Below are 24,461 nucleotides of genomic sequence, written 5' to 3'. Positions count from 1 at the left end.
AAAGCAATGTTCATCAGCATCTTCGATATGTTCAAGATTGGCATCGGTCCCTCAAGCTCACACACGCTTGGCCCAATGAAAGCTGGCAAGGCGTTTGTTGATGAGCTCAAGGAAAAGGAACTGTTCGAGCACGTCACTCGCATTCAAGCTAATGTCTACGGCTCCCTGTCTCTAACAGGTATCGGCCACTCCACCGACAAGGCCATCCTCCTGGGCCTTGCCGGGGAGGAGCCGGAAACCGTTGACATTGACGGGATCTCCGAGTTCGTCAAGAACATCCACGCCTCCGAAAAGCTCATGCTTGGCGGTACCCGCGAAGTTGACTTCCCGGAGGAAGGCGGCTTCTTCTTCCACGACGAATACCTACCGATGCATGAGAACGGCATGTGCCTCATCGCCTTCGACGGCGACGAAGAAGAACTCCTGCACAAGACCTACTACTCCATCGGCGGCGGGTTCATTGTCTCCCAGGAAGACTTTGCCAAGCGCGGCGAGGACAACATCAAGGTTCCTTATACCTACACCAGCGCTGCTGAAATGCTTGCCCTGTGCGAGACAAACAACATGACCCTCCCAGAGTTGGGCATGGCTAATGAGCTTGCGCTTCGCTCCGAAGAAGAAGTTCGTGAGCACCTTCGCAAGGTTCGCGACGTCATGTACACCGGCATTGTCCGCGGCTCCTCCTCCGACGGCCCGCTGCCTGGTGCCCTTCTCGTTCCGCGCCGCGCGGCTGCCCTAAAGCGTCGCTTGGAAAAGGAAGAGCCACATGACGGCTTGAACATCCTCAGCTGGGTCAACATGTTTGCACTGGCAATCTCAGAGGAAAACGCATCATGTGGCCGCGTTGTCACTGCCCCAACCAACGGCGCCTGCGGCGTTGTCCCAGCAGTGCTTGCGTACTACGACAAGTTTGTCGAGCCAGTTACCGAGGATATGTTCGCGGACTACATCTTCGCGTGCAACCAAATTGCTTCGCTGTACAAGATGAATGCATCCATCTCGGGTGCAGAGGTCGGTTGCCAAGGCGAAATCGGTGTTGCCTGCTCAATGGCAGCAGGTGGCTTGGCTCAACTCATGGGTGGCACCCCAGAACAAGTTTGCGTAGCTGCCGAGATTGGCATGGAGCACAAGCTTGGCCTGACCTGTGACCCGGTCCTCGGCCAAGTACAGGTTCCTTGCATTGAGCGTAATGCTGTGGCTGCAGTTGACTCAATCACCAGTGCCCGCATGGCCCTCGAACGTGAGAGCAAGCCATGCGTCAGCCTCGACGAGGTCATCTGGACCATGTACAAGACTGGCAAGGACTTGAATGCCAAGTACCGCGAGACTTCACAAGGCGGCCTCGCGCTGGCTGTTCATCCTCCAATTCCGGTGTGCGGCTAGCATTCCGAAGTCACCCATAGGGCGGGTGAACACAGCGCTACGCCGCTCGTGTTCATCCGCCTTATTTTGTGCTAATATCTATCCATCTATCTAAATGTCAGGAACACAAGGACATGCTTCAACTGATGAATGAGCTCAACAGTCACGGCATTGACCAAGATTTCCTCGGGCAGTACGTACCTCTCGTCGAATTTCTAGGCCAAGCCTTGGGCCCCAACACTGAAATCGTCTTGCACGATCTCGATGTACCGGACCAGTCCATCATTGCAATCGCAAATGGCCATATTTCAGGACGCAAAATCGGCGGCCCGGTCACGGACTTCGCTTTATGGTTTATGAAGCAAGGCGACGCAGCCGCAGTACCCATGATGACCGGTTACCGGGCTGTCAATGCTGAGGGAAAGATTTGCCACTCCTCCAGCTATTTCCTCCGCGATTCGACTGGACACATGCGCGGCATGCTGTGTATTAATGTGGACATTTCGGATCTCGTTGGCATTCGCAACGCTGCCAACTTCCTCATTGGCAACACCGAAGAAGCCAAGGACAAGACCCAAGCCTTCGGCGGATACCCGGGAACTCAGGTCACTCAGACCTTTGTCCCCCAGCCCGCTGCCGAGGAAGAAGCGGTCAGCGAATCTCTCCGCGACAACGTTGAGAATTTGCTCGAATCGATGCTCGATGCCGCTATCGCACCCCAGAAAGCCCCCGTTGATCGCATGCAACGCGATGAACGCATCGAGGTTGTCCGCGCCCTAGAAGACAACGGGTTCTTCCTCCTCAAAGGTGGTATTAGCGCAGCAGCAAAACGCCTTGGGGTCTCCGAACCCACCATCTACCGGTATCTAGTCAAGGTACGCAATTAGGTACCTCGCTCCACGCTTCTAGCGCCTTTGGGCAAGCCCCACGCAGAACCTCCCCCCCCCATTTGCGGGGAGGTTCTACCCTTTCCGGCATAGGACTCGAAAAGTTTTTAGACGCGGGAACTAAAAGAATCCAAGGGCCGTTGTACTTGTTGTAACAAGCCGCAACCTCAGGAGGCTCGACATGGCCAACAAGTCCGACAGCACCGCTGCTGACCTTGGTAAAAACTCACTCGCAGAAGAGCAGGAAGTTGATCGCGGTTCGCGTCGTAATCAAACCAATGACAATCCTTCCGCCGATCTGGTTCGCGTTTACCTCAACGGCATCGGCAAAACTGCTCTGCTCAGCGCCGAAGACGAGGTAGAACTCGCCCAGCGCATCGAAGTTGGCCTTTACGCAGAGTACAAACTCGCGAATGCAGAAAAGATCACCCGCGCTGAAAAGCGCGACCTCAAGATCTTGGTTCGCGAGGGCAAGAAAGCTCGTTCCCACCTGCTGGAAGCAAATCTTCGCCTCGTCGTTTCATTGGCCAAGCGCTACACCGGTCGCGGAATGCCGCTCCTCGACCTAATCCAGGAAGGCAACCTTGGCCTAATCCGCGCCATGGAGAAGTTCGACTACGCCAAGGGCTTCAAATTCTCCACCTACGCAACGTGGTGGATTCGCCAAGCCATCACCCGCGGCATGGCAGATCAGTCGCGCACCATCCGCCTCCCAGTCCACTTGGTCGAACAGGTCAATAAGCTCTCCCGCATCAAGCGCGAGATGTACCAGTCCTTGGGCCGCGAAGCCACCAACGAAGAGCTCGCTGAAGAGTCCGGTATCGAGGAGTCGAAGATCGAGATGCTCCTCCGCCAATCCCGCGACCCTGTTTCCTTGGATATGCCAGTCGGCACCGATGAAGAAGCACCACTCGGCGACTTCATCGAGGATGCAGAAGCAACAGATGCTGAAACCGCAGTCGTTGCCGCAATGCGTCACTCCGACATTCGTGGCGTCATCGAAACTTTGGAAGAACGCGAGCAGGATGTCATCCGTTTGCGTTATGGATTGGACGACGGTGTCCCGCGCACGCTCGACCAGATTGGCCGTAAATTTGGGCTTTCCCGCGAACGCGTCCGCCAGATCGAGCGCGAAGTGATGGCAAAGTTGCGAGACGGCAATCGTGCGGACCGCCTCCGCGAGTACGCGCTGTAGGCTTTCCCACACATTTAAGCCCACAAATCCTAAGAAGACAGACCCTGCCTGAGAAATTCCCATTTATAGGGAATACCCGGTAGGGTTTTTGCGTTTAATAGGTAGGTGGGTAACCGCCCATACTGCCCAGCTAAGTAGAAAATGCGATTAGACATGAGCTACTTAGATCACAAAGTGCGGTATTGTTTAGTTATTGTTCGAAGGCACCGAGCTAGGTGGCCACTCTTCTCTCCGAGGAATGGTCGGCAGCATTTCGGCGCTCCCTATCATGCAGAAAGGGTTTGCCCACGTGAGGGACCTCGTTGATACCACTGAAATGTACCTGCGTACTATTTATGAGCTTGAGGAAGAAGGCATCACGCCGCTGCGCGCCCGTATCGCTGAGCGTCTCGAACAGTCAGGTCCTACGGTGTCCCAAACTGTCGCTCGTATGGAACGCGATGGTCTGCTCCGCGTTCGCACTGACCGCAGCCTAGATCTCACTCCCGCAGGTCGCGAACTAGCCACCGCTGTTATGCGCAAGCACCGACTTGCAGAGCGCCTGCTTACCGACGTCCTCGGGCTCGACATCCACCAGGTCCACGACGAGGCCTGCCGCTGGGAACACGTCATGAGTGAAGAAGTGGAAAAACGCGTTGTTGCTGTACTCCCTGATTCCACCCGCTCCCCTTTTGGTAATCCAATCCCAGCTCTTGATCAGCTCGGCGCTGAAGACAGGGATATTCCAAGCGGCACCCGTGCCATCGATCTGCCCAACGGCGAAGAGACTCCCGCAACAATCATGCAGATCAATGAGATTCTGCAGGTAGATACCGAGACCTTCCGCCAAATCTACGAAGCAGGAGTCGTTGTCGGCGCGCCCGTCACCGTCGTGAACAACAATGGCACAGTCACCCTCACCACCGAGTCTGGTGCCACCATCGAACTACTTGACGATCTCGCACACGCAATTCGTATTGAGGTGAAATAAGTGAAGCTTCTAGTCACCGGCGGTGCCGGTTACGTAGGTTCAGTTTGCGCGGCAGTTCTGGTCGAAGAAGGCCACGACGTCACGATCATTGACAATTTCAGCACCGGCAATCGCGAAGCCGTCCCCGCCGGGGCACGCCTTGTTGAAGGTGACGTAGCCGATGTTGTCGAAGAGGTACTTGCCGAAGGTGGTTTTGAAGGCGTAGTCCACTTCGCTGCCCGCTCGTTGGTCGGCGAGTCGGTAGAGATTCCAGCCGACTACTGGGAGCACAACGTAGTCACCTCCCTCAAACTTTTGAACGCCATGCGTGCGCACGGCGTAAAGAACCTTGTTTTCTCTTCCACCGCTGCGACCTATGGTGAACCAAAGCAGGTTCCAATCACGGAGGATATGCCGACTCAGCCTACTAATCCCTACGGTGCGTCAAAGCTGTCCATCGACTACATCATCACGTCTTTCGCCAAGGCCTACGGTCTCGGCGCTACCTCGCTGCGTTACTTCAACGTCGCCGGTGCATACGGCTCTATTGGTGAGAACCGTGCCATCGAGACCCATCTCATTCCGCTGGTACTCCAGGTGGCGCTTGGCCACCGCGACAAGATCTTCATGTTCGGCGATGACTACCCCACCGCCGACGGCACCGCGGTCAGGGACTACATCCACATCCGCGACCTCGCAGATGCCCACGTTCTGGCGCTGAAGACCAACACCGAAGGCACCCACCGCATCTACAACTTGGGCTCTGGCGACGGTTATTCCGTCAAGGAAGTCATCGAAATGTGCCGCAAGGTCACCGGCCACGAGATCCCTGCGGAGATCGCACCCCGGCGCGCCGGCGACCCAGCCACCCTGGTTGCGTCCTCCGAGAAGATCAAGGCAGAGCTCGGATGGAACCCCACTCGTACTGACCTAGAGACCATCGTCACCGACGCGTGGAATTTCACCAAGGAACTGGGCGACAAAGCACACTCCGCAAAGCGCGTCTAGCTCAAGCCACCTCCCCAGCGTCTTCAGCTTCGTGCCGCGCCTGCCCGACCATCTGACGCGCCACGTCGGACGCTGTACGCAATACATCCACCAGTTTCTCTGAAAGCCCGAGGCGGAAGCTCTGGTGCACCAGACCACCCAGCGAATGTTCTGGTGCTTCCTCGGTCAAGACGTTTAGAGCAGGGCCAGCTAGTTGACCGCGATCAAGCTGCATCTGAGTAATGGCATACAGCGCGAGCGCGTTATACCGGATGACGCCCTCAAAGGTGCGGGCAGTGGCAAGGAGGAGCACGCTTGCCTTGTCTGGCTGTTGGCACAACTGCGCGATGACTAAGTCCCTGGACCACGTGGTAGCCATCCAGGTGGCACATGTCTCGAGAGCCTCGACGTCGCCAAGCGTGGCGTCCAAATCGTCGAGACAGCGCAGCTGCCACCAGGTATCGCCCAGGAAGTCCTCAATGGCAGAGTCTGGGTCTTCATCACTCAGTTCTATCTCCGCCCGAAACTGGTGCGCGTGGGCTAAAGCTCGTTTCGCGATCCGCTTAGATTCCTCGCGCGACAGACGAGGATTATCACGCGCAAACTTCTGATAGAGCTCTTCCCTACTAAGCTCAGGAATGAGCTCCTTGCCCACGCAATGCTGCATGGTCGGCGCGTCGGTAAGCGCTGGAATCGGCCCCTCCCGCCACTTCTTCATGGGACCATTCCCCTCGTGGTTTACCACCCCGAAGAGAATCTCGTAGCGCGCGCCCGTAACAATCTCAGTGGTGTGCCACGCTGCATCGATATCCATTCCGTGCGTGTGCTTATGCAGCGCATACATCCATTCAGCGAGCGCTTCCACCTCGTCCATGGGGCGTTCAGTGATAAAGAACGCGAACACGCCCTCGGTTTGGGGCGAGACAATGGTCTCCCAAATTTCCGGCAAGGCTTCCTGGGCATCGTCAAAATCGATTCGAGCAACGGGTCCCATCGCCATCCCCTGTGGGCAAGGCTCGAAGGTCATGAATATGACGGAATCCGTGGGATAGAACCCTAGGGCTCCAGGTACGTTGGCAAGGAGATGCCCCGGCGTATTGATGGGTGCAGATGATTTGTGTTGGTTCAAGTAGTTGGTCATGCGCCTAGGGTGCAGGAAGCATGCAACCTACTTCTAGGTTCAATTTGCCCAGTGCCCGAGTTTTGTGGATAACTCACCGCGAGGCCACTCCAATTTCAAGGTTATCCACAGCTATTTGGCGAATTTCTAGCGTAGCTTGTCTTTATAGGGCAAGATCAAGAAACCAATCTTTCAGCACAGTGCTCATCCTTAAGGCTCATCCTTAGGCTTAGGTCTCCGGCTTCATCATATCTACTGGTGAAAATCCAAAGGGAATACTTGCCTGCAAGGTGGTGTTGGAAGCGATAAGTGCACGACAGGTCTGTATTGTCGGGCACAGGTTTAGGAGGTATCGCAAGCATGCATGAAGAACAAAAGCGCATCTACGAATTGGAATATCCGGCTCCAGTGGTCAAGGATTCTTCCAACGCGGACAAGGGTCCGACCATGATCGTTGCAATGCACGGCTATGCAGATGCCGGTCAGGCTGTAGAGGCTTCTGCGGACCACCTGAAGGCCGCACTCGAAAGCCGCCAGTTGGCGTCCTTTAATAGCGATGAGCTCATCGATTACCGTTCTCGTCGCCCAATGGTCACCATCGACAAAGATCGCACGGTAGAAATTGAGCCGACCGACTTAGGGATCAAGGTCCTGCGAGACAATTCCGGAAAGTCTTTTCTGCTGCTGTCTGGTCTTGAGCCGGACCTGCGCTGGGAAGCTTTCACCGACGCCGTTGTGAACATCGCTGAGAAGTTTGATGTGCACAACACCATCGTCCTTTACGCCGCCCCGATGCCTGTGCCGCACACTCGCCCCACGGTCATTACTGCTCACGGCAACTCCCAAGAGCTAACGGGGCGCATGATGAAGATGGAACAGACCATCATGGTTCCAGGCTCCGCTGCCCTTTTCTTGGAAAAGGCGCTGGATAAGAAGGGCCGCAACGTGGCTGGTTACACCGTCTCGGTGCCCCATTACCTGGCTTCTTCGCCGTACCCCCAAGGCACGTTCGCGCTGCTCAACTCGGTATCAAACACCGCTGGCCTGAACCTGCCGCTTGGCAGCCTCGAAGCTGACATCGCTCGCGTCAACCAGCATCTGGAGGAGCAGGTGATGGACTCCGATGAGATCACGGGCGTCGTCCAGCAGCTCGAGGAGCAGTATGACTACTACCACGAGCGCTACCGCGAGAAGCACCCGAACGCCCTCTTGCCGGGCGAAGAAGGCGTGCCTTCCGGCGACGAAATTGGCGCCGAGTTCCAAGCCTTCCTCGCAGGCTTGGACGAGGATTCTTCGCAGCTCCACGATATTCTCGACAGTGAGATCGATGACCGCGAGGACGCCGCTGAGCGAGCAGCTGAAGAAACATCCAAAGAAGCTGAGCGCCACGAGGACAAGGGCTCCAGTCAACAGAGCCCCGATGACCGCAGGAGCGACTTGGGCGACGATTTCTAGCGCCATCCCAGCAGTGCGACGGGCTTGTCGCCACCCACACCCTCATCACCTAAGGTGGTGAGGGTGAACCTTTCTCAGATGCTGCCCGATCTTGCCGAAGTCCCAGAATCCCTCGTCGATGAGGCCATCTGGGATACCTTCCTCACCTGGACCAATCAGCGTGGAATCTCGCTTTATCCCGCACAGGAGGAGGCCTCGCTCGGCATTCTCGCGGGCGACAATGTCATCCTTGCCACACCAACGGGCTCAGGTAAGTCGATGGTGGCCAACGCCGCGCACTTCATTGCGCTCGCGCGTGGGCAGCGCAGCTTTTATACTGCTCCCATCAAGGCGCTGGTCTCCGAAAAGTTCTTCGCTTTGTGCGAGATCTTTGGCGCGGAGAACGTGGGCATGATGACTGGTGACGCCACCGTCAACGGCAATGCTCCCATCATTGCGGCAACAGCTGAGATTGTGGCGAACATTGCGCTTCGCGACGGCGCCGAAGCCAACATTGATCAAGTGGTCATGGACGAGTTCCATTACTACTCCGAGCCAGACCGCGGTTGGGCCTGGCAGGTCCCGTTGCTCGAGCTGCCCAAGGCGCAGTTCCTGCTGATGTCCGCCACGTTGGGAGATACCAGCTGGCTCGAAAAAGACCTCACCGAGCGCACTGGGCGCGAAACCACCCTCGTGGCCGGCAGCACCCGCCCTGTACCCCTAGATTTTTCCTACGTATTCACTGCCGTTCACGAGACGATCGAAGAGATTCTAAAGTCTGGGAAAGCTCCGGTGTACGTAGTGCACTTCTCCCAACGCGAGGCGTCGGAGCGCGCCCAGGCGCTGACCTCCCTTTCTGGAATCATCACGCCTGAGGAGAAGGAGGCAATTGCCGCGGAACTTTCGAGCTTCCGCTTTACGACGACCTTCGGCCGCGACCTCTCCAAGCTACTGCGCCGTGGCATTGGTGTTCACCACGCAGGCATGCTGCCCAAGTACCGCCGTTTAGTCGAGCGTTTAGCGCAGAAGGGCTTGCTTAAGATTATCTGCGGTACTGATACCTTGGGCGTGGGCATTAACGTCCCGATTCGCACCGTGCTCATGACCGGCTTGGCCAAGTATGACGGTCAGCGCCAGCGCATCCTTAAATCCCGCGAGTTCCACCAGATCGCGGGCCGCGCGGGACGTGCGGGTTACGACACTGAAGGCACTGTCATCGTCGAGGCCCCCGAGCACGAGATCGAGAATGCCAAGGCTCGCCGCCGGCTCAGCAATGACCCGGCGCGCCTAAAGAAGCTGAAGAAAAAGTCGGCGCGTGAGGGTGACGTGACGTGGTCGGAAAAGACCTTTGCGCGTCTTACAGAGGCTGAGCCCGAACAGCTCACCTCGCAGTTCCGCGTATCCAACTCGATGTTGCTGAATGTGCTGGCCCGTCACGGCAATGGCTACGAGCACATGAAGCACCTTCTGCGCACCAATCACGACACCCGCACGAAGCAGAACCAGGATATTTTGACGGCTCTGGATCTCTTCCGCGGGCTGTTGAACTCAGGTGTGGTGCAAAAGTCCACGAAGGGGCTCGACATCTACGGGCGGCCCTATCACTTGGTCCGCGAGCTACCGCGAGACTTCGCGCTAAACCAGCCTTTGGGGCCATTTGCGCTGGCCGCGCTGAGCCTACTTGATCCGGAATCGGACACGTATACCTTTGACGTGATTTCGGTGTACGAGGCGATTCTGGATGATCCGCGCCAGGTCCTCATCGCACAACAGAAACAGCGCCGCGGCGAGGAGATTGCGGCGCTCAAGGCAGACGGCGTGGATTACACCGAGCGCATGGCAATCGCTGAGGAAATCACGTGGCCCAAGCCGCTCGAGGAGCTGTTAGAACAGGCCTATGACACCTTCGCGGAGACGAACGCCTGGGTCAAGGAATTCGAGTTGCGTCCGAAATCTGTGGTTCGTGACATGCTCGAAAACGCCATGACCTTCTCTGACTTGGTGGCGACCTACGGTTTGGCGCGCTCGGAGGGAGTGATTCTGCGCTATCTGACCGATGCGTGGCGCACCTTGAAGCAGTCCGTTCCGGATGAGTACTTCACTGAGGAGCTTTCCGACGTCGTGGTCTGGCTCGGGGAGCTCATCCGCCAGGTTGACTCCTCCCTCGTGGACGAGTGGGCTGAGATGGCCGGTGAGGACTCCCCTATCTCGCAGGAAGATCTGGAACGCGAACTTGCCTTTGGTGTGGAGGACCCAACCGCGCTGACCTCCAACCGGCGTGCGTTTAGCATCATGGTGCGCAACTACATGTTCCGTTTGGTACAGCTATTTACGTTAGAGAAAGAAGAACGCCTTGCAGAACTATTGGATTATCTTGAGGAAATCCCCGATTTCGGTGCGGCGCTCGATGACTACTTCGACGAATACGACGACATCGATTCTGGACCCGCTGCACGTGGCCCTGAGTTCTTCCGTCTTTCGGGCCAGGACACCCGCTCGTGGCAGGTCCGGCAGATCATCAAAGATCCGGAAGGCGACCATGGCTACCAGTTCGTCGCCGTGGTTGACCTCGATGCTTCTGATGAGGCCGGCGAAGTGCGACTGTCTAGCTTAATTATCGAACGATAGTATTCCTATGCTTCTAGCATGACGACATCCCACCCCACCCCTGCTATTCGTTCTGACGACCAGTCCGCCGAAGTTTCGGGCAACCCAATTTCCACGGCTGAATCTGTTCCCGATTCGGCGGAGCACTGCTACCGATGCTAGCGATAGTTCTCGCACCAAGGAGCGCCGCTGGATGGGCCGTCGCAGCAGTAACCCTCGTGGCTCTTGGGCTGAGACGGAAAATGACCCGCACGATTGTGCGGGTCATAAATCTCTTAGCGAGGCTTTAAATCAGCCCTAGACTAGCGAGCAGCCTCGATCTGAACGGTCTGAGCAACTGCCTGGATAACACCAGCAATCTTCATGCCCTCCCAGATCTGCTCCTTGGTCAGGCCCTCTTCAGCCAGGGTCTTGGCGTGTGCAACGAGGCAGTGCTCGCAGCCGTTGATTGCGGAGACAACGGTGTTCCACAGCTCGAAGTTGGCCTTCTCTACGCCTGGCTTGGAGATGATGTTCATACGCAGACCGAACTTGACCTGAGCGAAGTCATCGCCGAGCCAGCCCTTAGCGCGGTATGCAACGTTGTTCATAGCCATGACGGTTGCGGCACCGAGAGCAGCCTCAACAGCAGCCTCAGACAGGTGCTCCTTTGCTTCCTCGATGATCTCAGAAAGCACGGTGTCGTTACGAGTTGCAGCGGCTGCTGCGAGGAGGGAACCCCACAGCTGCTCTTCATTGAGCTCGGTGGAACGGGAAAGGGAACCCAGGTTCAGCTTCTGATCCTTGGCGTACTCCGGAAGGGAAGACTTCAGGTTTTCGATAGACATAGTTGCTCCTAAAAATTGTTTTCGATTGCGATGCTTAAAACGAAACCCCACCGCGCTCTCGCGAGGCAGGGCTCAAAAAGGCTTAGAGTGCAGACTGAACGACGTCGAGCTTGTTGATGTTCTTGGTCGGGTCGTTTGCCTCCCAGTTGCAGGCGCAAACTTCTTCGGACTGCAGTGCGTCGAGGACGCGGAGAACCTCGTCAACGTTACGGCCAACAGCGTCCGGAGTAACGGAAACGAACTGGATGATGCCGTCCGGGTCGATGATGAAGGTTGCACGGTCTGCAACGCCAGCAGCATTCTCAACGCCGAGCGCGCGGATCAGGTCGTGGCGAATGTCAGAGAACATCGGGAAAGGAACTTCCTTCAGCTCTGGGTGAGTTGCACGCCAGTTGAAGTGAGCGAACTCGTTGTCAGTGGAGCCACCGAGAATCTGAGTATCGCGATCCTGGAATTCTTCATCCAGCTTGCCGAAGGCTGCGATCTCGGTTGGGCAAACGAAGGTGAAGTCCTTCGGGTAGAAGAACACGACCTTCCACTTGCCCTGGTACTTATCGAGGGAAACCTGCTCGAAGTAATCCTCCGGCTGGTTTGCGTTGACGTCGTGGAGGTCACCGCCCTTAAGTGCAGTGAGGTCGAACTCTGGGAACTTCTCGCCAACGGTCAAGATAGGCATGGAAACTGACATCTCCTTATAGGTGAAGTGCTAATACGTCAATAAAAGTAGTGGATTTTATCCCACTGCGAGGGCTTTTTGCCCAACACCGTCAAGTATGCCAATTAATTCTCCCGGTGTCAATAGGAAATCCTATTTATAAATGTTAGAGTTATAGGCATGCACAATAAAGAGTATCGTCCTACACTCGCCCAGCTGCGTACCTTCGTCACCATTGCGGAAAACAAGCACTTTGGCACCGCCGCAACCAAGCTTGAAATCTCTCAGCCTTCCCTTTCCCAAGCATTAGTCGCACTCGAACAAGGCCTTGGAGTGCAGCTCATTGAGCGCTCCACGCGCAAAGTCATCGTCACCGCCACGGGAGAAAAGCTTCTCCCCTACGCCAAGGCAACCTTGGAAGCCGCTGACGCTTTTCTCGCCCATGCACGGGGCGCACACGGTACGTTAACCGGCCCCCTCACCATTGGCGTTATCCCCACGATTGCGCCATATATTCTCCCCGCGCTTTTGGGCGAGATTTTGGAAATATATCCGGACTTGGAGCCCCGATTCGTGGAGGAACAGACGGAACACCTTCTGGAAAAACTACGCGATGGACAGCTTGATCTAGCCATCATTGCGCTGCCTTCCGAAGCTGCCGGCATGGTTGATGTTTCCTTGTATTCCGAGAACTTCGTTGTCGTTACCGATACCGAGCACCCACTGGCTGGCCGTGACGATCTCAAGGTGAGCAATCTTGACGATCTCAACCTGCTCCTCCTCGATGACGGCCACTGTCTGCGTGAGCAAGTCCTCGACCTGTGCCGGAGAGCTCGCGTCAACCCGTCAGAAGCTACCAATTCGGTCACTCGAGCTTCTTCACTGACCACGATCCTACAACTGGTTATGGGCGGCCTAGGCACCACACTTGTCCCAGAGTCTGCTATTGCAACAGAGTGCATCAACCCTCGCCTCAAGGTCGCACACTTCGATTCTTCGGTCACTGCAGAACGCAACGTTGGTCTCGTATTCCGCAACTCTGCCGCACGCGCTGACGAGTTTCGCGAGTTCGGAAACCTAGTCACCAAAGCTTTCGAAGATGCACTGAAACGCTCCCGGTCCGTAGAAAACCCAGCTAAGTAGAGGCCAGGCGATCGCAAATCCCCGGCTGCACGTTTCATCAAAGAACGTGCAACCGGGGAGTTTGTTCTGACTTCTGGGAGAAGCGATTAGCAAATAAGCTTAGGCGCTTTCGGGCGCATAACGGTTCGCACACTGGCGCATGATGTGCGCTTGGGCCAGCATGCTTACCGGCATAATGACCAGCATGCCCAATCCCAGCGTCAAGATAGTGGAGAGAGCCAAGAGGAACATCAAGAAGCTGAACAGAAGCAGCTGGCCGTAGTTAGCCTTGCCGGCCGCAAAGCCTTTCTTGAAAGCATCACCAATAGTCTCACCGTCAGCGGCAAACCACTGCATAAGAACGTACAGCGGCTGAATCAACCAGCTAATCAACATGGCTACAGCCACGAATCCCAGGATCGTAGACACAGCCTTCATGGCGTCAGCATCTGATTCGATATCGCCGTTGAACAGTGTAAGGAAGGCTGCGCCGCCAAAGATAAACAAGCCGATGAGCATCAGGCCGCCAATAACAATGTTGACCACCAAGCCAACCACAAACGGCTGTACCCAGCGCACGTTTTTGCCCACGTATCCCCACGACGTAGCGGGATCGTCAATCTGGTAGAACGCCAATCGCATCACTAACAGGCTAACGATGAGGCTGAACAGAGTTGACAAAATGTTCACGGCCATGCTGGACAGGCTTCCAGCTACAGTTGCCTCCTCAGAACCGCCAGACAATCCACCGGTGATTGCTGCACCGATAAAGGACAGCACCAGGGCGACAGCAATTACCGCAAGGGCGCCAAGAATCCATAGTTGCCAATTGGCAAAAGTTGCGCGGAATCCCCAGCCGATGGCTTTTGTCGCGGAGACGGGGCCGGTGTAGGCAGGTGCAGCATGGTTCTGTCCCGAAAGATTTCCTGCGCCATAGGAGTCATAGGCGCCATAAGCATTGCCATTTGCTGTGCCTGCATAACCAGGTTCGGAAGATTGCGCACCGTAGCTACCGTAAGAAGGCTGCCCATAATCGGGGCGGTCTTCTGGGTGATTAGTGGGTTCGTAGCGAGGCAAGTCGCTATTCCCGTTGGGGTTGTTGAACTTATCGTCACCGCTCGAACCATCTGCGCCGAATGGGTTGGACACTGTGGCTTCCTCCTTGATTCCGGTTAATCAAAATCACTTGACTAAGCTTTCGTAACAATCAGCATTAGCCTATCATCGTTTTCATGGCTCACGCTGGACGGGTAGAATTCCCCACCAGCTATGACTAATCTTTCACAATCCTCATCCCCGACCCACGATGAGCTTTTTGCAGCTCTCGATGAGGTTTCTTTAAAGGACGCACGCGCTTTCCGACGCCGCCTGCGCAAGGCACGCTCCCCCCACGCACTCATCACTATTGGGGGTGATATTCAAAAAGCCCAGTCTCACGTTGCGGCTATCACCGCTACCATCCCCGCCATTTCCTACCCCGAGGCGCTGCCGGTTTCGGCACGCAAAGACGATATTGCCGACGCAATCCGCGATAACCAGGTCGTCATCATCGCGGGTGAGACTGGTTCCGGCAAGACAACACAGATTCCAAAGATCTGTCTTGACCTAGGCCGGGGGCGTCGCGGGCTCATCGGGCATACCCAGCCCCGCCGTCTTGCCGCACGTACCGTGGCAGAGCGCATCGCAGATGAACTGGATCAGAAGATCGGCAAATCCGTAGGCTATGCCATCCGCTTCGACGACCGGGTGTCAAATACGACCGCGATCAAGCTGATGACGGACGGTATCTTGCTGGCAGAGATGCAGCGTGACAGCTTCCTCAATGCCTACGACACCATCATCATCGACGAGGCCCACGAGCGTTCCCTCAACATCGACTTCCTTCTGGGCTATCTCAAACGACTATTGCCGAAGCGCCCCGATCTCAAGGTCATCATCACCTCTGCAACCATCGACCCAGAGCGCTTCGCCACCCACTTCGCAGATGCCGAAGGCAACCCAGCGCCGATTATTGAAGTATCCGGTCGCACCTATCCGGTAGAAATTCGCTATCGCCCCCTTGAATTCGAAGCGGCAGGCAAAGTCGTCGATCAAGACCCTATCGACGGACTCTGCGAGGCAATCGAAGAGCTCATGGCTGAGGGAGAGGGAGATATTCTCTGCTTCTTCCCCGGCGAGCGTGACATTCGCGACGCCATGGAGGCAATCGAGGCCCGCAAGTGGCGCGGCGTTGAGGTCACTCCCCTGTTTGGACGCCTTTCCAACGAAGAACAGCACCGTGTGTTCTCTGAGCACCGTGGCCGCCGCATCGTCCTGTCCACCAACATTGCCGAGACCTCGCTGACCGTTCCCGGAATTCGCTATGTTGTTGACACAGGTACGGCACGCATTTCTCGCTACTCCACCCGCACCAAAGTCCAGCGTCTGCCCATCGAACCGATTTCGCAGGCAAGTGCCAACCAGCGCTCAGGACGCTGTGGCCGTGTTGCGGACGGCATCGCGATTCGCTTGTACTCCGAGCAGGACTTCCTCTCCCGCCCTGAGTTCACCGATCCAGAAATCCTGCGCACCAACCTCGCCAGCGTCATCTTGCAGATGATCTCCTTGCGCTTGGGAGACATCTCGGAGTTTCCATTCGTCCAGCCACCAGAGCAAAAGGCCGTGCGCGATGGCCTCTTGCTCCTCCACGAGCTTGGCGCTCTGAGCCCGCAAGAAGAAAAGGACGGGCTTCCGGTACTGACTAGCGTCGGCCGTGACCTCTCGCGAATCCCAGTCGACCCGCGCATGGCGCGTATGCTCGTCGAGGCACACCGCTCCGGCTGCCTCGCGGACGTCATGGTCATCGTTGCCGCCATGACAATTCAAGACGTCCGCGAACGCCCGCTCGAGTTCCAGGCCCAAGCAGATCAAGCGCATGCGCGCTTTAAAGACAAGTCTTCAGACTTCTTGGCCATGCTTAATCTCTGGGACTTCGTGCAGGATGCCCGCAATGAGCTGAGCGGCAATGCCTTCCGCAAGCGTATGAAGAAGGACTTCCTCCACTACATGCGTATCCGCGAGTGGTTTGACTTGGTGCGCCAATTACGCGACGTCGCCAAGCAGCTCGGGTGGAACCATGAGGAGGCCACCGAACGCCGGCCCGATGACATTCATATGTCGCTGCTGTCCGGGCTCTTGTCCAACATTGGTGCCCGCGATGGCAACTCCAAGGAATTCCATGGCGCCCGCAACACCCGCTTCCTTGTGTTTCCAGGTTCTGCACTGGCCAAGAAGCCCCCGGAGTTTCTCATGGCAGCAGAACTCGTGGAGACCTCCCGCCTATGGGCACGCGACGTCGCCGCGATCGACCCTGCCTGGGTGGAAAAGCTCGGCGCCAACCTGCTCAAGCACAACTATTCGGATCCGACGTGGTCACGCAAGCGCGCGGCCGCTGTAGCAACGCAGCGTTCAACGCTCTATGGTGTGCCCATCGTCACCGACCGCATGGTTCCCTATCATCGCATCGACCCCGTAGTAGCACGCGATATGTTTATCCGCAACGCTCTCATTGAAGGCGAGTGGAACACTCATCACCACTTCTTCCACGACAATGTGAAAAAGCTTGAGGAAGCGGCACAGTATGAGGACAAAGCACGTCGCCGCGGACTCGTGGTGGACGAGGATACTCTCTTCGACTTCTATGACCAACGCATTCCAGCAAAGGTTACTACCGGGCGTCATTTTGACTCTTGGTGGAAGAGGCAGCGGCACCAATCTCCAGATCTGCTGGACTTCGATCCAGACAAGCTCATTGAGGACACCCATGACGTCACCGAGGAGGCATTCCCGGATCGCTGGCTGAAAGGTTCTATCGATTACGACTTGACCTACAAGTTTGAGCCAGGTGACCCACTCGACGGCGTGACGCTGATGGTCCCAGTACCGCTGCTTGCGGGTCTGGATACTGAAGGCTTCGATTGGCTGGTTCCGGGCCTGCGCCTTGAGCTGGTGACGGAGCTTATCCGTTCCTTGCCAAAGGCGATTCGCCGCACGGTGGTCCCGGCGCCTGAGTTCGCGGAGCGGGCGCTGCCGCGGCTTATTCCATATGAGGGATCGATCACGCAGCAGCTTGCCGACGTGCTCCGTGAGCTCGGTGGCCAGGGCATCGACGCCACAGATTTCAAAACTTCCGCCCTGCCGGCACACCTGCGGATGAACTACGCTGCCGTGGATAAGCGCGGCAAGATCATTGATTCTGACAGGGACCTAGCCGCATTGGTCCGCCGCCAGGCCGGGCACATCAAGTCCTCGGTCTCCCGCGTGGGACGAAAGTCTGAGTCGAAGACAGTGAAGGAATGGACCACGGATACGTTGGGCACCATTGATGAGGAAGTAACGACCGTGGTTGATGGCCACGAAGTCACCGCATATCCGGCACTCGTGGCCTCTGCTGAGGGTGTCTCTTTGAAGGTTCACCCGACTAAGGCTGCGGCAGATGCGGCGATGATGACCACGACGTTGACGTTGCTCATGCGGGAGATTTCGGTCAACCACCAGCAGATGGTTAAGGGGCTACCCTTGCAGCAGCGCGTAGCGGTGGACGCCTATCCTCACGGTAGCGCTGAAGGATTGGTCAACGATGCTCGAGTGGCGGCGATCCGCGATCTCATGCTGGAGGAAGGCGGCCCGCAGCGTTCCCCGGAGGGATTCCTCACGCTTCTCGACGCCATCAAGCCGAAGGTTGCCGGCCGGGTTCGGCAGTCGGTAGTGGCAATTGCACCGGGACTTGCGGAGTACTCAAACCTGCGCGCTGAACTCGCGCACTGGGATGGCCCTGCCATTGACGACATGAAGGCACAGATGGAGTTCTTGCTGCCGAAGAACGCCATCACCATCCATGGCATGACGCACCTGCGTCATCTTCCCCGCTACATGCAGGCGATCCGAATCCGTTTGGAAGAGATGTCCCTCGACCCGGACAAGGACGCTGACCGTCAAGCAGAGGTCGAGGAGGCCAAGGCCTATCTGGCCAACCGCTTGCGGACTCTACCAGCCGGGCGCGCAAAGACGCGGGAGGTCAAGGACATCTATTGGATGGTGGAAGAGCTGCGGGTTTCGCTCTTCGCGCAACGCCTCGGCACGGCGCACCCAGTGTCGCTGCGCCGTATCCAAAAGGCAGTAGACAAGCTGCGCTAAGTCACATAGCCAATGGCTTAAAAGCTATCGCGGTCGCGGCGACGCATGAGTCGGATCTCTGATTCAAAGTCGTCCGCGCTCTCGAAGGATTTGTAGACCGATGCGAAGCGCAGGTACGCAACCTCATCCAAGTCACGTAGTGGCTCGAGAATAGCGAGACCGATGTCATTGGCATTGACCTGGGAGGAACCGTGGCTACGCACGGTCTCCTCTACTTCTTGGGCAAGCTTCTTCAGTGCGTCATCCGTTACGTCACGGCCTTGGCATGCGCGACGCACACCGCGAATCAGCTTGTCCCTGCTGAAAGGCTCAGCCAAGCCATTTCGCTTGACGACCAACAAGACAGCTTTCTCGACTGTGGTAAAGCGGCCTTTGCATGAGGCACATTCACGGCGGCGCCGGATTGCTGTTCCTGCATCAACCACACGAGAGTCAATGACTCGTGACTGTTCATTATGGCAAAACGGGCAATACACCGTGCGGTTCCTTCCTCTTCCACGTCATCCGCCACTCACATGTGAGAGGCGGGCGTTGAGACCGCATTTAGTGTACTGCCCGATTCCCGCACGATGCCATTTATGCTCATCTGCTGGGCCCGACACCTAGGCCCAGCAAAGGCTTTACACGGATGGCTAGTTGTTCACGCTGGCTTGCACAACCTGCTGAGTTCCCTGTGGCGCAGCGCCCCCATCAGCCGTGAGACCACCAAACACAGTTCCGATGAACACTGCCACGCCGAACACCGCACCAAGAAGATAGTTTCCGCGATTCGAGTTTTCACGCGAATTTTCCACCTCGCGCTGACCAGCATGATCGGTGCGTGGACGACGCTGAGGAACACCGCTGTATGTTCGATTATCCACACTGAGTGTTCGAACATCACGCACATGTGGACTCCGTGTAGCGCCGTAGCGTGCAGATGCATCAGCATCCCAAACAGACGCCGCTGGCACAACGCTGGCGCGGTACGCACGGGATGAGTTGAAGTAGTTAACCTGCTTTTTGTTGGAGTTGAGCACGATTGCCATAATGTTTCCTTAAGCGTTTTAATTTGACGATTAGTTTGCGGCTACAGCCTATTCAAACGCTACGACACGTTCGAAAATTCCCATCGCCAATTCGTTCGAATTAGTTGCTATGTTCGATTTATAACAGCTTTTCGAAAGTTTGTCCATATCGAAGCGAAAATTCTCGAACATTTGCCCGCAACGTGATAGAAATGAAGAGAAGCTTTTCGAAAATTCGAACAGATAGTAGCTAACCACCCCACCCGAGCAGATTCGACGCCATACCTACCCCACCCAAGGAGACCCGATGCCACGCAAACCCGCCAAGAATTCTGGGAAGCCGGACATCAATTCACTCTCTGCGCGCCAGCGCCGCATCCTGGACGTCATCCATGACGCTGTGATGCTGCGCGGCTACCCGCCTAGCATCCGTGAAATCGGCGACGCCGCCGGACTGCAATCCACCTCCTCCGTGGCCTACCAGCTCAAGCAACTCGAGGAGAAAGGCTTCCTGCGTCGCGACCCTAACAAGCCACGAGCCGTAGACGTCCGACACCTCAATAATGAGGAAGACACCAAGAAGCCGGGCCGCAAGACAGGAGCCAAGGCAGACAAACCAGAAACTGGTTCATCTTTGACGCCTGAAGAGGCTTCTGAGGTTGCTTACATTCCAGTTGTTGGCCGTATCGCTGCGGGCTCCCCCATCACGGCTGAAGAAAATATTGACACTTATTTCCCGATGCCAAACGACGTAGTGGGAACCGGTGAGCTATATATGCTGCAGGTTGTCGGGGACTCCATGCGTGATGCCGGTATCCTCAATGGAGACTGGGTCATTATCCGCTCCCAGAATGTCGCTGAAGAGGGCGAATTCGTAGCAGCGCTGCTGGACGGCGACGAGGCAACTGTCAAGGAATTCCACCGCGATTCCTCGGGCATCTGGCTCCTGCCACACAATGACACCTACTCCCCGATCAAGGGTGACGATGCGGAGATCATGGGCAAGGTTGTTTCCGTCTTCCGCAAGCTTTAGCAGGCAATGTAACATCTTTTCTAGCGGGCATTACCCTCTAATTCCACCCCCTTAAGGGACAGAATTCCACTTCTCGGGTTTTAGCGCCCAAAATCACACATTCCAAAAGTGCAGGCAGTGACTTTAAATTTCACTGCCTGCACTTTTTCTTATATGTGTACGCCTTTGGTTTATTCCGATTCGTAGGGTTTTCTGGAAAACTAGGGTTAAGTCAGTTTTATTACTGCGAAAGTACCGCCCCCAACCCCGAGGGCGGAACAGAATACCCAATGCCCCACCCCGTTACGGGCATATTGTTGGAGGACTCTATGTACGCAGAGGAACGTCGCCGCCAGATCGCATCCCTCACTGCTGTTGAGGGACGCGTTAATGTAACTGAGCTTTCCGAGCGGTTCGATGTCACCGCCGAAACCATCAGACGAGATCTCGCCGTCTTGGATAGAGAGGGCGTGGTCCATCGTGTGCATGGCGGCGCAGTGGCGTCCCAGTCTTTCCAAACCGCTGAGTTCACCTTGGACACGCGCCAGCGTTCAGCCACGGGCGCAAAAATCGCCATTGCGCGCGCCGCGATGCAATTCTTGCCTGAAGCCGGTGGCAGCATCTTCCTTGACGCGGGTACGACCACCAACGCTCTTGCCGATCTGATCGGGCAACAGAATGCGGCGGGTCAGTTCTCTATTGTGTCCAATAGCTTGCCCATCGCTTTGTCTCTGGCTAGCAACGGCGTCCCAGATGTGCAGCTTCTTGGCGGTACCGTGCGCGCTATCACCCAGGCAGTAGTGGGTGATACCGCACTGCGAACCATGGCACTCATGCGCGCGGACGTTGCCTTCATCGGCACCAACGCCCTTACATTGGATCATGGACTGTCCACGGCCGATTCCCAAGAGGCCGCCATCAAGACCGCCTTCGTGACGAACGCCCACAAGGTTGTTGTTCTCTGTGACTCTTCCAAGCTCGGGAATGATTACCTAGTTAGCTTCGCATCCATCGCCGATATTGATGTTGTGGTCACCGACGCCGCTGCACCTGAAAGCTTCGTCGAAGCACTGCGTGAACAAGAGATCGAAGTCGTCATCGCAGCCGAAAAGTAGCTTCCTGCTTAATTACTCCATTCTCAGCTGAGTTTGATCCTCAGCTGAGTTTGTCAGCAGGAGGGCAGGACAGAATCTAAAACGAATCGAAGCCCCCAAAACCATTGGGGGCTTCCTCGTATCTCAGACTCTTAAGCCTTGAACTCTTCCATCAGAGCCAGGGCTGCGGTGCGAGCCTCAGACGGGCCTTCAGCGTTAATTGCAGCTTCAGCCAGCTTCTGGCACTGCTCGAGAGTCAGCTCGGAAATCTGAGCACCAACGCCTGCAACAGCAGTGGATGCAGCGGAAAGCGAGTTGACGCCCAAGCCGGTGAGCACGCAAGCGAGCAGCGGATCAGCTGCAGCCTCGCCACAGACGCCGACCGGAACGTTGTTGTCGCTGCCAACCACGCAGGTGTGCTGGATGAGTCGCAGAACAGCCGGCTGCCACGGATCTGTCAGGTAGGCCAACTGTGGGGAGAGACGGTCCGCCGCCATCGTGTACTGGGTGAGGTCATTTGTACCGATGGAGACGAAGTCGAGGTGCGGCATAATGGTGTCAGCCATAAGCGCAGCTGCAGGGACCTCAATCATGGCGCCAGCAGTCAGGCCGCGTTCGCGGCACAGACCCGCAAACCACTTTGCCTCAACTGCGGTTGCCACCATTGGAGCCATGACCCACGTTGGGGCATCGTCGCCACGGTCGGCTGCAGCCTGTGCGATTGCATCCAGCTGACGAGTCAGCAAAGACTCATTGTCTCGCGCAATACGCAGGCCGCGAACGCCCAGTGCTGGGTTTTCTTCCGAAGACAAAGTTGCGTAGGAAATTGGCTTATCGGAACCAGCGTCGAGGGTGCGAACAACGACCTTCGACTCGGGGAAAGCGTTGAAGACCTTGGCGTAGATACGTGCCTGCTCGTCCACGGTTGGCTCTTCACTAGCTGAAAGGAAGGACAGCTCTGTGCGGTAGAGGCCAATACCTTCTGCCTGAGAATCAGACGCAATACGAGCTGCGTTGCCGTCAGCAACGTTAGCCAGCAGCTGCACACGATGACCATCCTTGGTCTGGGCCGGGCCACGCCACTGAGCAACGCGAGCAGCCTTTTCGCGGTACTCCTCCACTGCCTTCAGGGATTCTGCGCGATTAGCACCAAGGCTGACGGTGCCGACGGAACCATCAACAAAGACCTGGGTGCCGGACTCGATGTTGCGCAGATCCGCGCCCACAGCCACGATGCAAGGAATGTCCAGCTGACGAGCAATGATCGCGGTGTGGCTGGTTGGGCCACCGAGCTCAGTAACGAGAGCCTTGATGTGTGCAGTATCGAGCGTTGCGGTGTCTGCCGGCGCCAAATCATCGGCCAACAGGACTGCTTCGCCACTGACCATCGGCAGACCAGGCTCCTGCTCGCCACGCAGCTGTGCGATAACGCGGTCACGGACGTCTTTCAGGTCAGTGGTGCGCTCAGCCATCACGCCACCAGCGGCCTCAAACATGGTGACAAACTTTTCAGTCGCACTGGCAGTTGCATACTCTGCTGGACGGCCACTGCGGATGCTCTTGCGTACTGCCTTGTGCCAGCCACGGTCCTTAACCATGCCTGCGGTAGCGCCCAGTACTTCAGCAGCCTGCCCCTCAGCCCCTGCTGCACGCTGCTCCAGACGACTTGCAACTACGTCGACAGCTTCGAGAAAGCGGTCGTACTCTCCGTCGCGCTTCTCCTCATCGATCAGCTCACCAGCAGTGGGCAGGTCTGGGCGCGGGCGAACCCACACAGCTTCGGCATATGCGACACCAGCAACAACGCCGGTGCCCTTGATGGTTGATTGAGATACGTTTTCCATCACACATTTCCTTCAGAAGGGGATTTTGCTCTCATCCTAGATCATCACAGATCGGACAAAAAAGCAACGAATACCACATTTATTTGATTGACTTTCGGACACATTCGGACAACAATCAAAAGTGAGCAGAAAACTATGCCTGGCCATTGTCCGACGTGTTTTCTCCCAATATACGCAAACTGCGAAAGGGACGAGTTTCCACAATGATTCTCACACTGACCCCCAACCCCAGTATTGACGCCACGCTTGCCCTCAACGAGACCATCAATCCTGGTACAGTCCACCGCGCTTCCCAGGTTTCCCAGGTCGCAGGCGGCAAGGGTGTCAATGTCACCCACGCTGTCCATTTGGCCGGAGTAAAAAGCGTCGCCCTTCTGCCCGCGCACAAAGGTGATCATTTCCTCAGCCTGATGGAAGAAGCACACATCCCATTCGACGCCGTCGCAATGCCTGGCACCGTCCGGATCAATACGGCGGTCACCGAACCAAACGGTCGCACCACCAAAATCAATGGTCCAGGACCAGTCCTCGACGAATCCGTGCAGTCAGCACTAACCTCTTCTCTCGGCGCGCTCGCAATCGGCGCCGATTGGGTAGTACTTGCTGGCTCCTTACCTAAGGGCGTTCCTACTGAGTGGTACGCCATGCTTGTCGACGCAATCCGTACCGCAGCGCCCCAGGCCAAGGTTGCGGTGGATACCTCCGATGCCCCGATGGTCGCACTCAGCGAGCGTCTTGAGACCTCTGCGCCGAACCTCATCAAGCCCAATGGCCTGGAACTTGGTCAGCTCACAGGGACCGACGGCGAAGCATTGGAAGCGGCAGCGGAAAAGGGCGACTTCAGCGGAGTCGTGGAAGCTGCTCGAGTCGTCGTAAAACGCGGCATTGGCGAGGTACTCGTAACGCTCGGCGGCGCAGGCGCCGTGCTCGTCACTGCTGATGGTGCATGGGCTGCGACTCCCCCACCAACCAAAGTCGTGTCTACGGTGGGCGCAGGAGACTCCTCCCTTGCTGGCTACATTCTGGCTCGCCGTGCAGGCAAAGACTTCGCAGAATCACTGCGCCAATCGGTGGCTTATGGCTCCGCAGCGGCAGCGCTGCCTGGCACCCAGATTCCGACCCCCGAACAAATCAATATCGACCAAACAATCGTCTCTTCCTTGTAAAGACTGAATTTATTCATT

Annotated in this window: 19 protein-coding genes; 12 read left to right on the top strand and 7 right to left on the bottom strand. The window is 56.6% G+C overall.

The genetic code is table 11. The features are described from left to right. Positions 1–6: 6 nt before the first annotated feature. The 5 genes from CHU71_RS05710 (at position 7) to galE (ending at position 5,401) form a co-directional block, all read left to right on the top strand. On the top strand, positions 7–1,383 hold the full coding sequence (locus CHU71_RS05710) for an L-serine ammonia-lyase (RefSeq protein WP_147760446.1): 1,377 nt from the start codon (positions 7–9) through the stop codon (positions 1,381–1,383). Positions 1,384–1,496: 113 nt separating this feature from the next. Then, complete coding sequence (locus tag CHU71_RS05705; RefSeq protein WP_147760445.1) at positions 1,497–2,249, top strand: transcriptional regulator; 753 nt, start codon at positions 1,497–1,499, stop codon at positions 2,247–2,249. Positions 2,250–2,430: 181 nt separating this feature from the next. Continuing rightward, complete coding sequence (locus CHU71_RS05700; RefSeq protein ID WP_147760444.1) at positions 2,431–3,444, top strand: sigma-70 family RNA polymerase sigma factor; 1,014 nt, start codon at positions 2,431–2,433, stop codon at positions 3,442–3,444. A gap of 289 nt (positions 3,445–3,733) precedes the next feature. Beyond that, complete coding sequence (locus tag CHU71_RS05695) at positions 3,734–4,414, top strand: metal-dependent transcriptional regulator (protein WP_034656975.1); 681 nt, start codon at positions 3,734–3,736, stop codon at positions 4,412–4,414. Continuing rightward, on the top strand, positions 4,415–5,401 hold the full coding sequence (gene galE, locus CHU71_RS05690; RefSeq protein WP_049063015.1) for a UDP-glucose 4-epimerase GalE: 987 nt from the start codon (positions 4,415–4,417) through the stop codon (positions 5,399–5,401). A gap of 1 nt (position 5,402) precedes the next feature. On the opposite strand, the gene CHU71_RS05685 is transcribed toward galE, so the two are convergent. Next, on the bottom strand, positions 5,403–6,521 hold the full coding sequence (locus CHU71_RS05685) for a DUF4192 domain-containing protein (RefSeq protein ID WP_147760443.1): 1,119 nt from the start codon (positions 6,519–6,521) through the stop codon (positions 5,403–5,405). Positions 6,522–6,860: 339 nt separating this feature from the next. Between CHU71_RS05685 and CHU71_RS05680 the strand changes: the two genes are divergently transcribed. Together CHU71_RS05680 and CHU71_RS05675 are read left to right on the top strand one after the other, a co-directional pair. Next, entirely contained in the window at positions 6,861–7,955 is a 1,095-nt protein-coding gene (locus tag CHU71_RS05680) for a PAC2 family protein (protein ID WP_147760442.1), read from the top strand. A 63-nt stretch (positions 7,956–8,018) separates the two neighbouring features. Beyond that, entirely contained in the window at positions 8,019–10,562 is a 2,544-nt protein-coding gene (locus tag CHU71_RS05675) for an RNA helicase (protein WP_147760441.1), read from the top strand. A 281-nt stretch (positions 10,563–10,843) separates the two neighbouring features. On the opposite strand, the gene CHU71_RS05670 is transcribed toward CHU71_RS05675, so the two are convergent. Continuing rightward, positions 10,844–11,368 carry a carboxymuconolactone decarboxylase family protein gene (locus tag CHU71_RS05670; RefSeq protein ID WP_147760440.1) on the bottom strand — a complete coding sequence of 175 codons (525 nt, stop codon included), beginning with the start codon at positions 11,366–11,368 and terminating at the stop codon, positions 10,844–10,846. 82 nt (positions 11,369–11,450) lie between these two features. Further along, positions 11,451–12,044, bottom strand: coding sequence for a peroxiredoxin (locus CHU71_RS05665; RefSeq protein WP_086891225.1), 594 nt, complete (start codon positions 12,042–12,044; stop codon positions 11,451–11,453). 159 nt (positions 12,045–12,203) lie between these two features. Between CHU71_RS05665 and CHU71_RS05660 the strand changes: the two genes are divergently transcribed. Further along, positions 12,204–13,166, top strand: a complete 963-nt coding sequence (locus CHU71_RS05660; RefSeq protein ID WP_147760439.1) for a hydrogen peroxide-inducible genes activator — start codon at positions 12,204–12,206, stop codon at positions 13,164–13,166. A 99-nt stretch (positions 13,167–13,265) separates the two neighbouring features. On the opposite strand, the gene CHU71_RS05655 is transcribed toward CHU71_RS05660, so the two are convergent. Beyond that, complete coding sequence (locus tag CHU71_RS05655) at positions 13,266–14,294, bottom strand: hypothetical protein (protein WP_147760438.1); 1,029 nt, start codon at positions 14,292–14,294, stop codon at positions 13,266–13,268. Positions 14,295–14,414: 120 nt separating this feature from the next. Here CHU71_RS05655 and hrpA point away from each other — a divergent pair, with 120 nt between their 5' ends. Continuing rightward, entirely contained in the window at positions 14,415–18,320 is a 3,906-nt protein-coding gene (hrpA, locus tag CHU71_RS05650; RefSeq protein ID WP_147760437.1) for an ATP-dependent RNA helicase HrpA, read from the top strand. Positions 18,321–18,337: 17 nt separating this feature from the next. Here hrpA and nrdR read toward each other — a convergent pair whose 3' ends face one another. Both nrdR and CHU71_RS05640 read right to left on the bottom strand, forming a co-directional pair. Then, a complete protein-coding gene (nrdR, locus tag CHU71_RS05645) occupies positions 18,338–18,796 on the bottom strand; it encodes a transcriptional regulator NrdR (RefSeq protein WP_034656841.1) in 459 nt (152 codons plus the stop codon). 156 nt (positions 18,797–18,952) lie between these two features. Continuing rightward, positions 18,953–19,348, bottom strand: a complete 396-nt coding sequence (locus tag CHU71_RS05640; RefSeq protein WP_147760436.1) for a hypothetical protein — start codon at positions 19,346–19,348, stop codon at positions 18,953–18,955. A 286-nt stretch (positions 19,349–19,634) separates the two neighbouring features. On the opposite strand from CHU71_RS05640, the gene lexA reads away from it, so the two are divergent. Both lexA and CHU71_RS05630 read left to right on the top strand, forming a co-directional pair. Next, entirely contained in the window at positions 19,635–20,360 is a 726-nt protein-coding gene (gene lexA, locus CHU71_RS05635) for a transcriptional repressor LexA (RefSeq protein ID WP_147760435.1), read from the top strand. A 308-nt stretch (positions 20,361–20,668) separates the two neighbouring features. Continuing rightward, the gene (locus CHU71_RS05630) at positions 20,669–21,454 is read left to right on the top strand and encodes a DeoR/GlpR family DNA-binding transcription regulator (RefSeq protein WP_070420586.1); all 786 of its coding nucleotides are present in this window, start codon (positions 20,669–20,671) and stop codon (positions 21,452–21,454) included. A gap of 131 nt (positions 21,455–21,585) precedes the next feature. Here CHU71_RS05630 and ptsP read toward each other — a convergent pair whose 3' ends face one another. Next, positions 21,586–23,277, bottom strand: coding sequence for a phosphoenolpyruvate--protein phosphotransferase (ptsP, locus tag CHU71_RS05625; RefSeq protein ID WP_147760434.1), 1,692 nt, complete (start codon positions 23,275–23,277; stop codon positions 21,586–21,588). A 203-nt stretch (positions 23,278–23,480) separates the two neighbouring features. Between ptsP and CHU71_RS05620 the strand changes: the two genes are divergently transcribed. After that, a complete protein-coding gene (locus tag CHU71_RS05620; RefSeq protein WP_070420588.1) occupies positions 23,481–24,443 on the top strand; it encodes a 1-phosphofructokinase family hexose kinase in 963 nt (320 codons plus the stop codon). Positions 24,444–24,461: the final 18 nt, after the last annotated feature.

Source organism: Corynebacterium sp. LK14 (genome assembly GCF_008042215.1).
Taxonomy (GTDB): Bacteria; Actinomycetota; Actinomycetes; order Mycobacteriales; family Mycobacteriaceae; genus Corynebacterium; species Corynebacterium striatum.
This window is presented reverse-complemented; position numbering and strand designations above follow the sequence as displayed.

Bases quoted from the DNA above. Each gene is read 5' to 3' on its own strand.
- CHU71_RS05710 (WP_147760446.1), top strand. From the start codon at position 7: ATGTTCATCAGCATCTTCGATATGTTCAAGATTGGCATCGGTCCCTCA.
- CHU71_RS05705 (WP_147760445.1), top strand. From the start codon at position 1,497: ATGCTTCAACTGATGAATGAGCTCAACAGTCACGGCATTGACCAAGAT.
- CHU71_RS05700 (WP_147760444.1), top strand. From the start codon at position 2,431: ATGGCCAACAAGTCCGACAGCACCGCTGCTGACCTTGGTAAAAACTCA.
- CHU71_RS05685 (WP_147760443.1), bottom strand. From the start codon at position 6,521: ATGACCAACTACTTGAACCAACACAAATCATCTGCACCCATCAATACG.
- CHU71_RS05680 (WP_147760442.1), top strand. From the start codon at position 6,861: ATGCATGAAGAACAAAAGCGCATCTACGAATTGGAATATCCGGCTCCA.
- CHU71_RS05670 (WP_147760440.1), bottom strand. From the start codon at position 11,368: ATGTCTATCGAAAACCTGAAGTCTTCCCTTCCGGAGTACGCCAAGGAT.
- CHU71_RS05665 (WP_086891225.1), bottom strand. From the start codon at position 12,044: ATGCCTATCTTGACCGTTGGCGAGAAGTTCCCAGAGTTCGACCTCACT.
- CHU71_RS05660 (WP_147760439.1), top strand. From the start codon at position 12,204: ATGCACAATAAAGAGTATCGTCCTACACTCGCCCAGCTGCGTACCTTC.
- hrpA (WP_147760437.1), top strand. From the start codon at position 14,415: ATGACTAATCTTTCACAATCCTCATCCCCGACCCACGATGAGCTTTTT.
- CHU71_RS05640 (WP_147760436.1), bottom strand. From the start codon at position 19,348: ATGGCAATCGTGCTCAACTCCAACAAAAAGCAGGTTAACTACTTCAAC.
- lexA (WP_147760435.1), top strand. From the start codon at position 19,635: ATGCCACGCAAACCCGCCAAGAATTCTGGGAAGCCGGACATCAATTCA.
- CHU71_RS05630 (WP_070420586.1), top strand. From the start codon at position 20,669: ATGTACGCAGAGGAACGTCGCCGCCAGATCGCATCCCTCACTGCTGTT.
- ptsP (WP_147760434.1), bottom strand. From the start codon at position 23,277: ATGGAAAACGTATCTCAATCAACCATCAAGGGCACCGGCGTTGTTGCT.
- CHU71_RS05620 (WP_070420588.1), top strand. From the start codon at position 23,481: ATGATTCTCACACTGACCCCCAACCCCAGTATTGACGCCACGCTTGCC.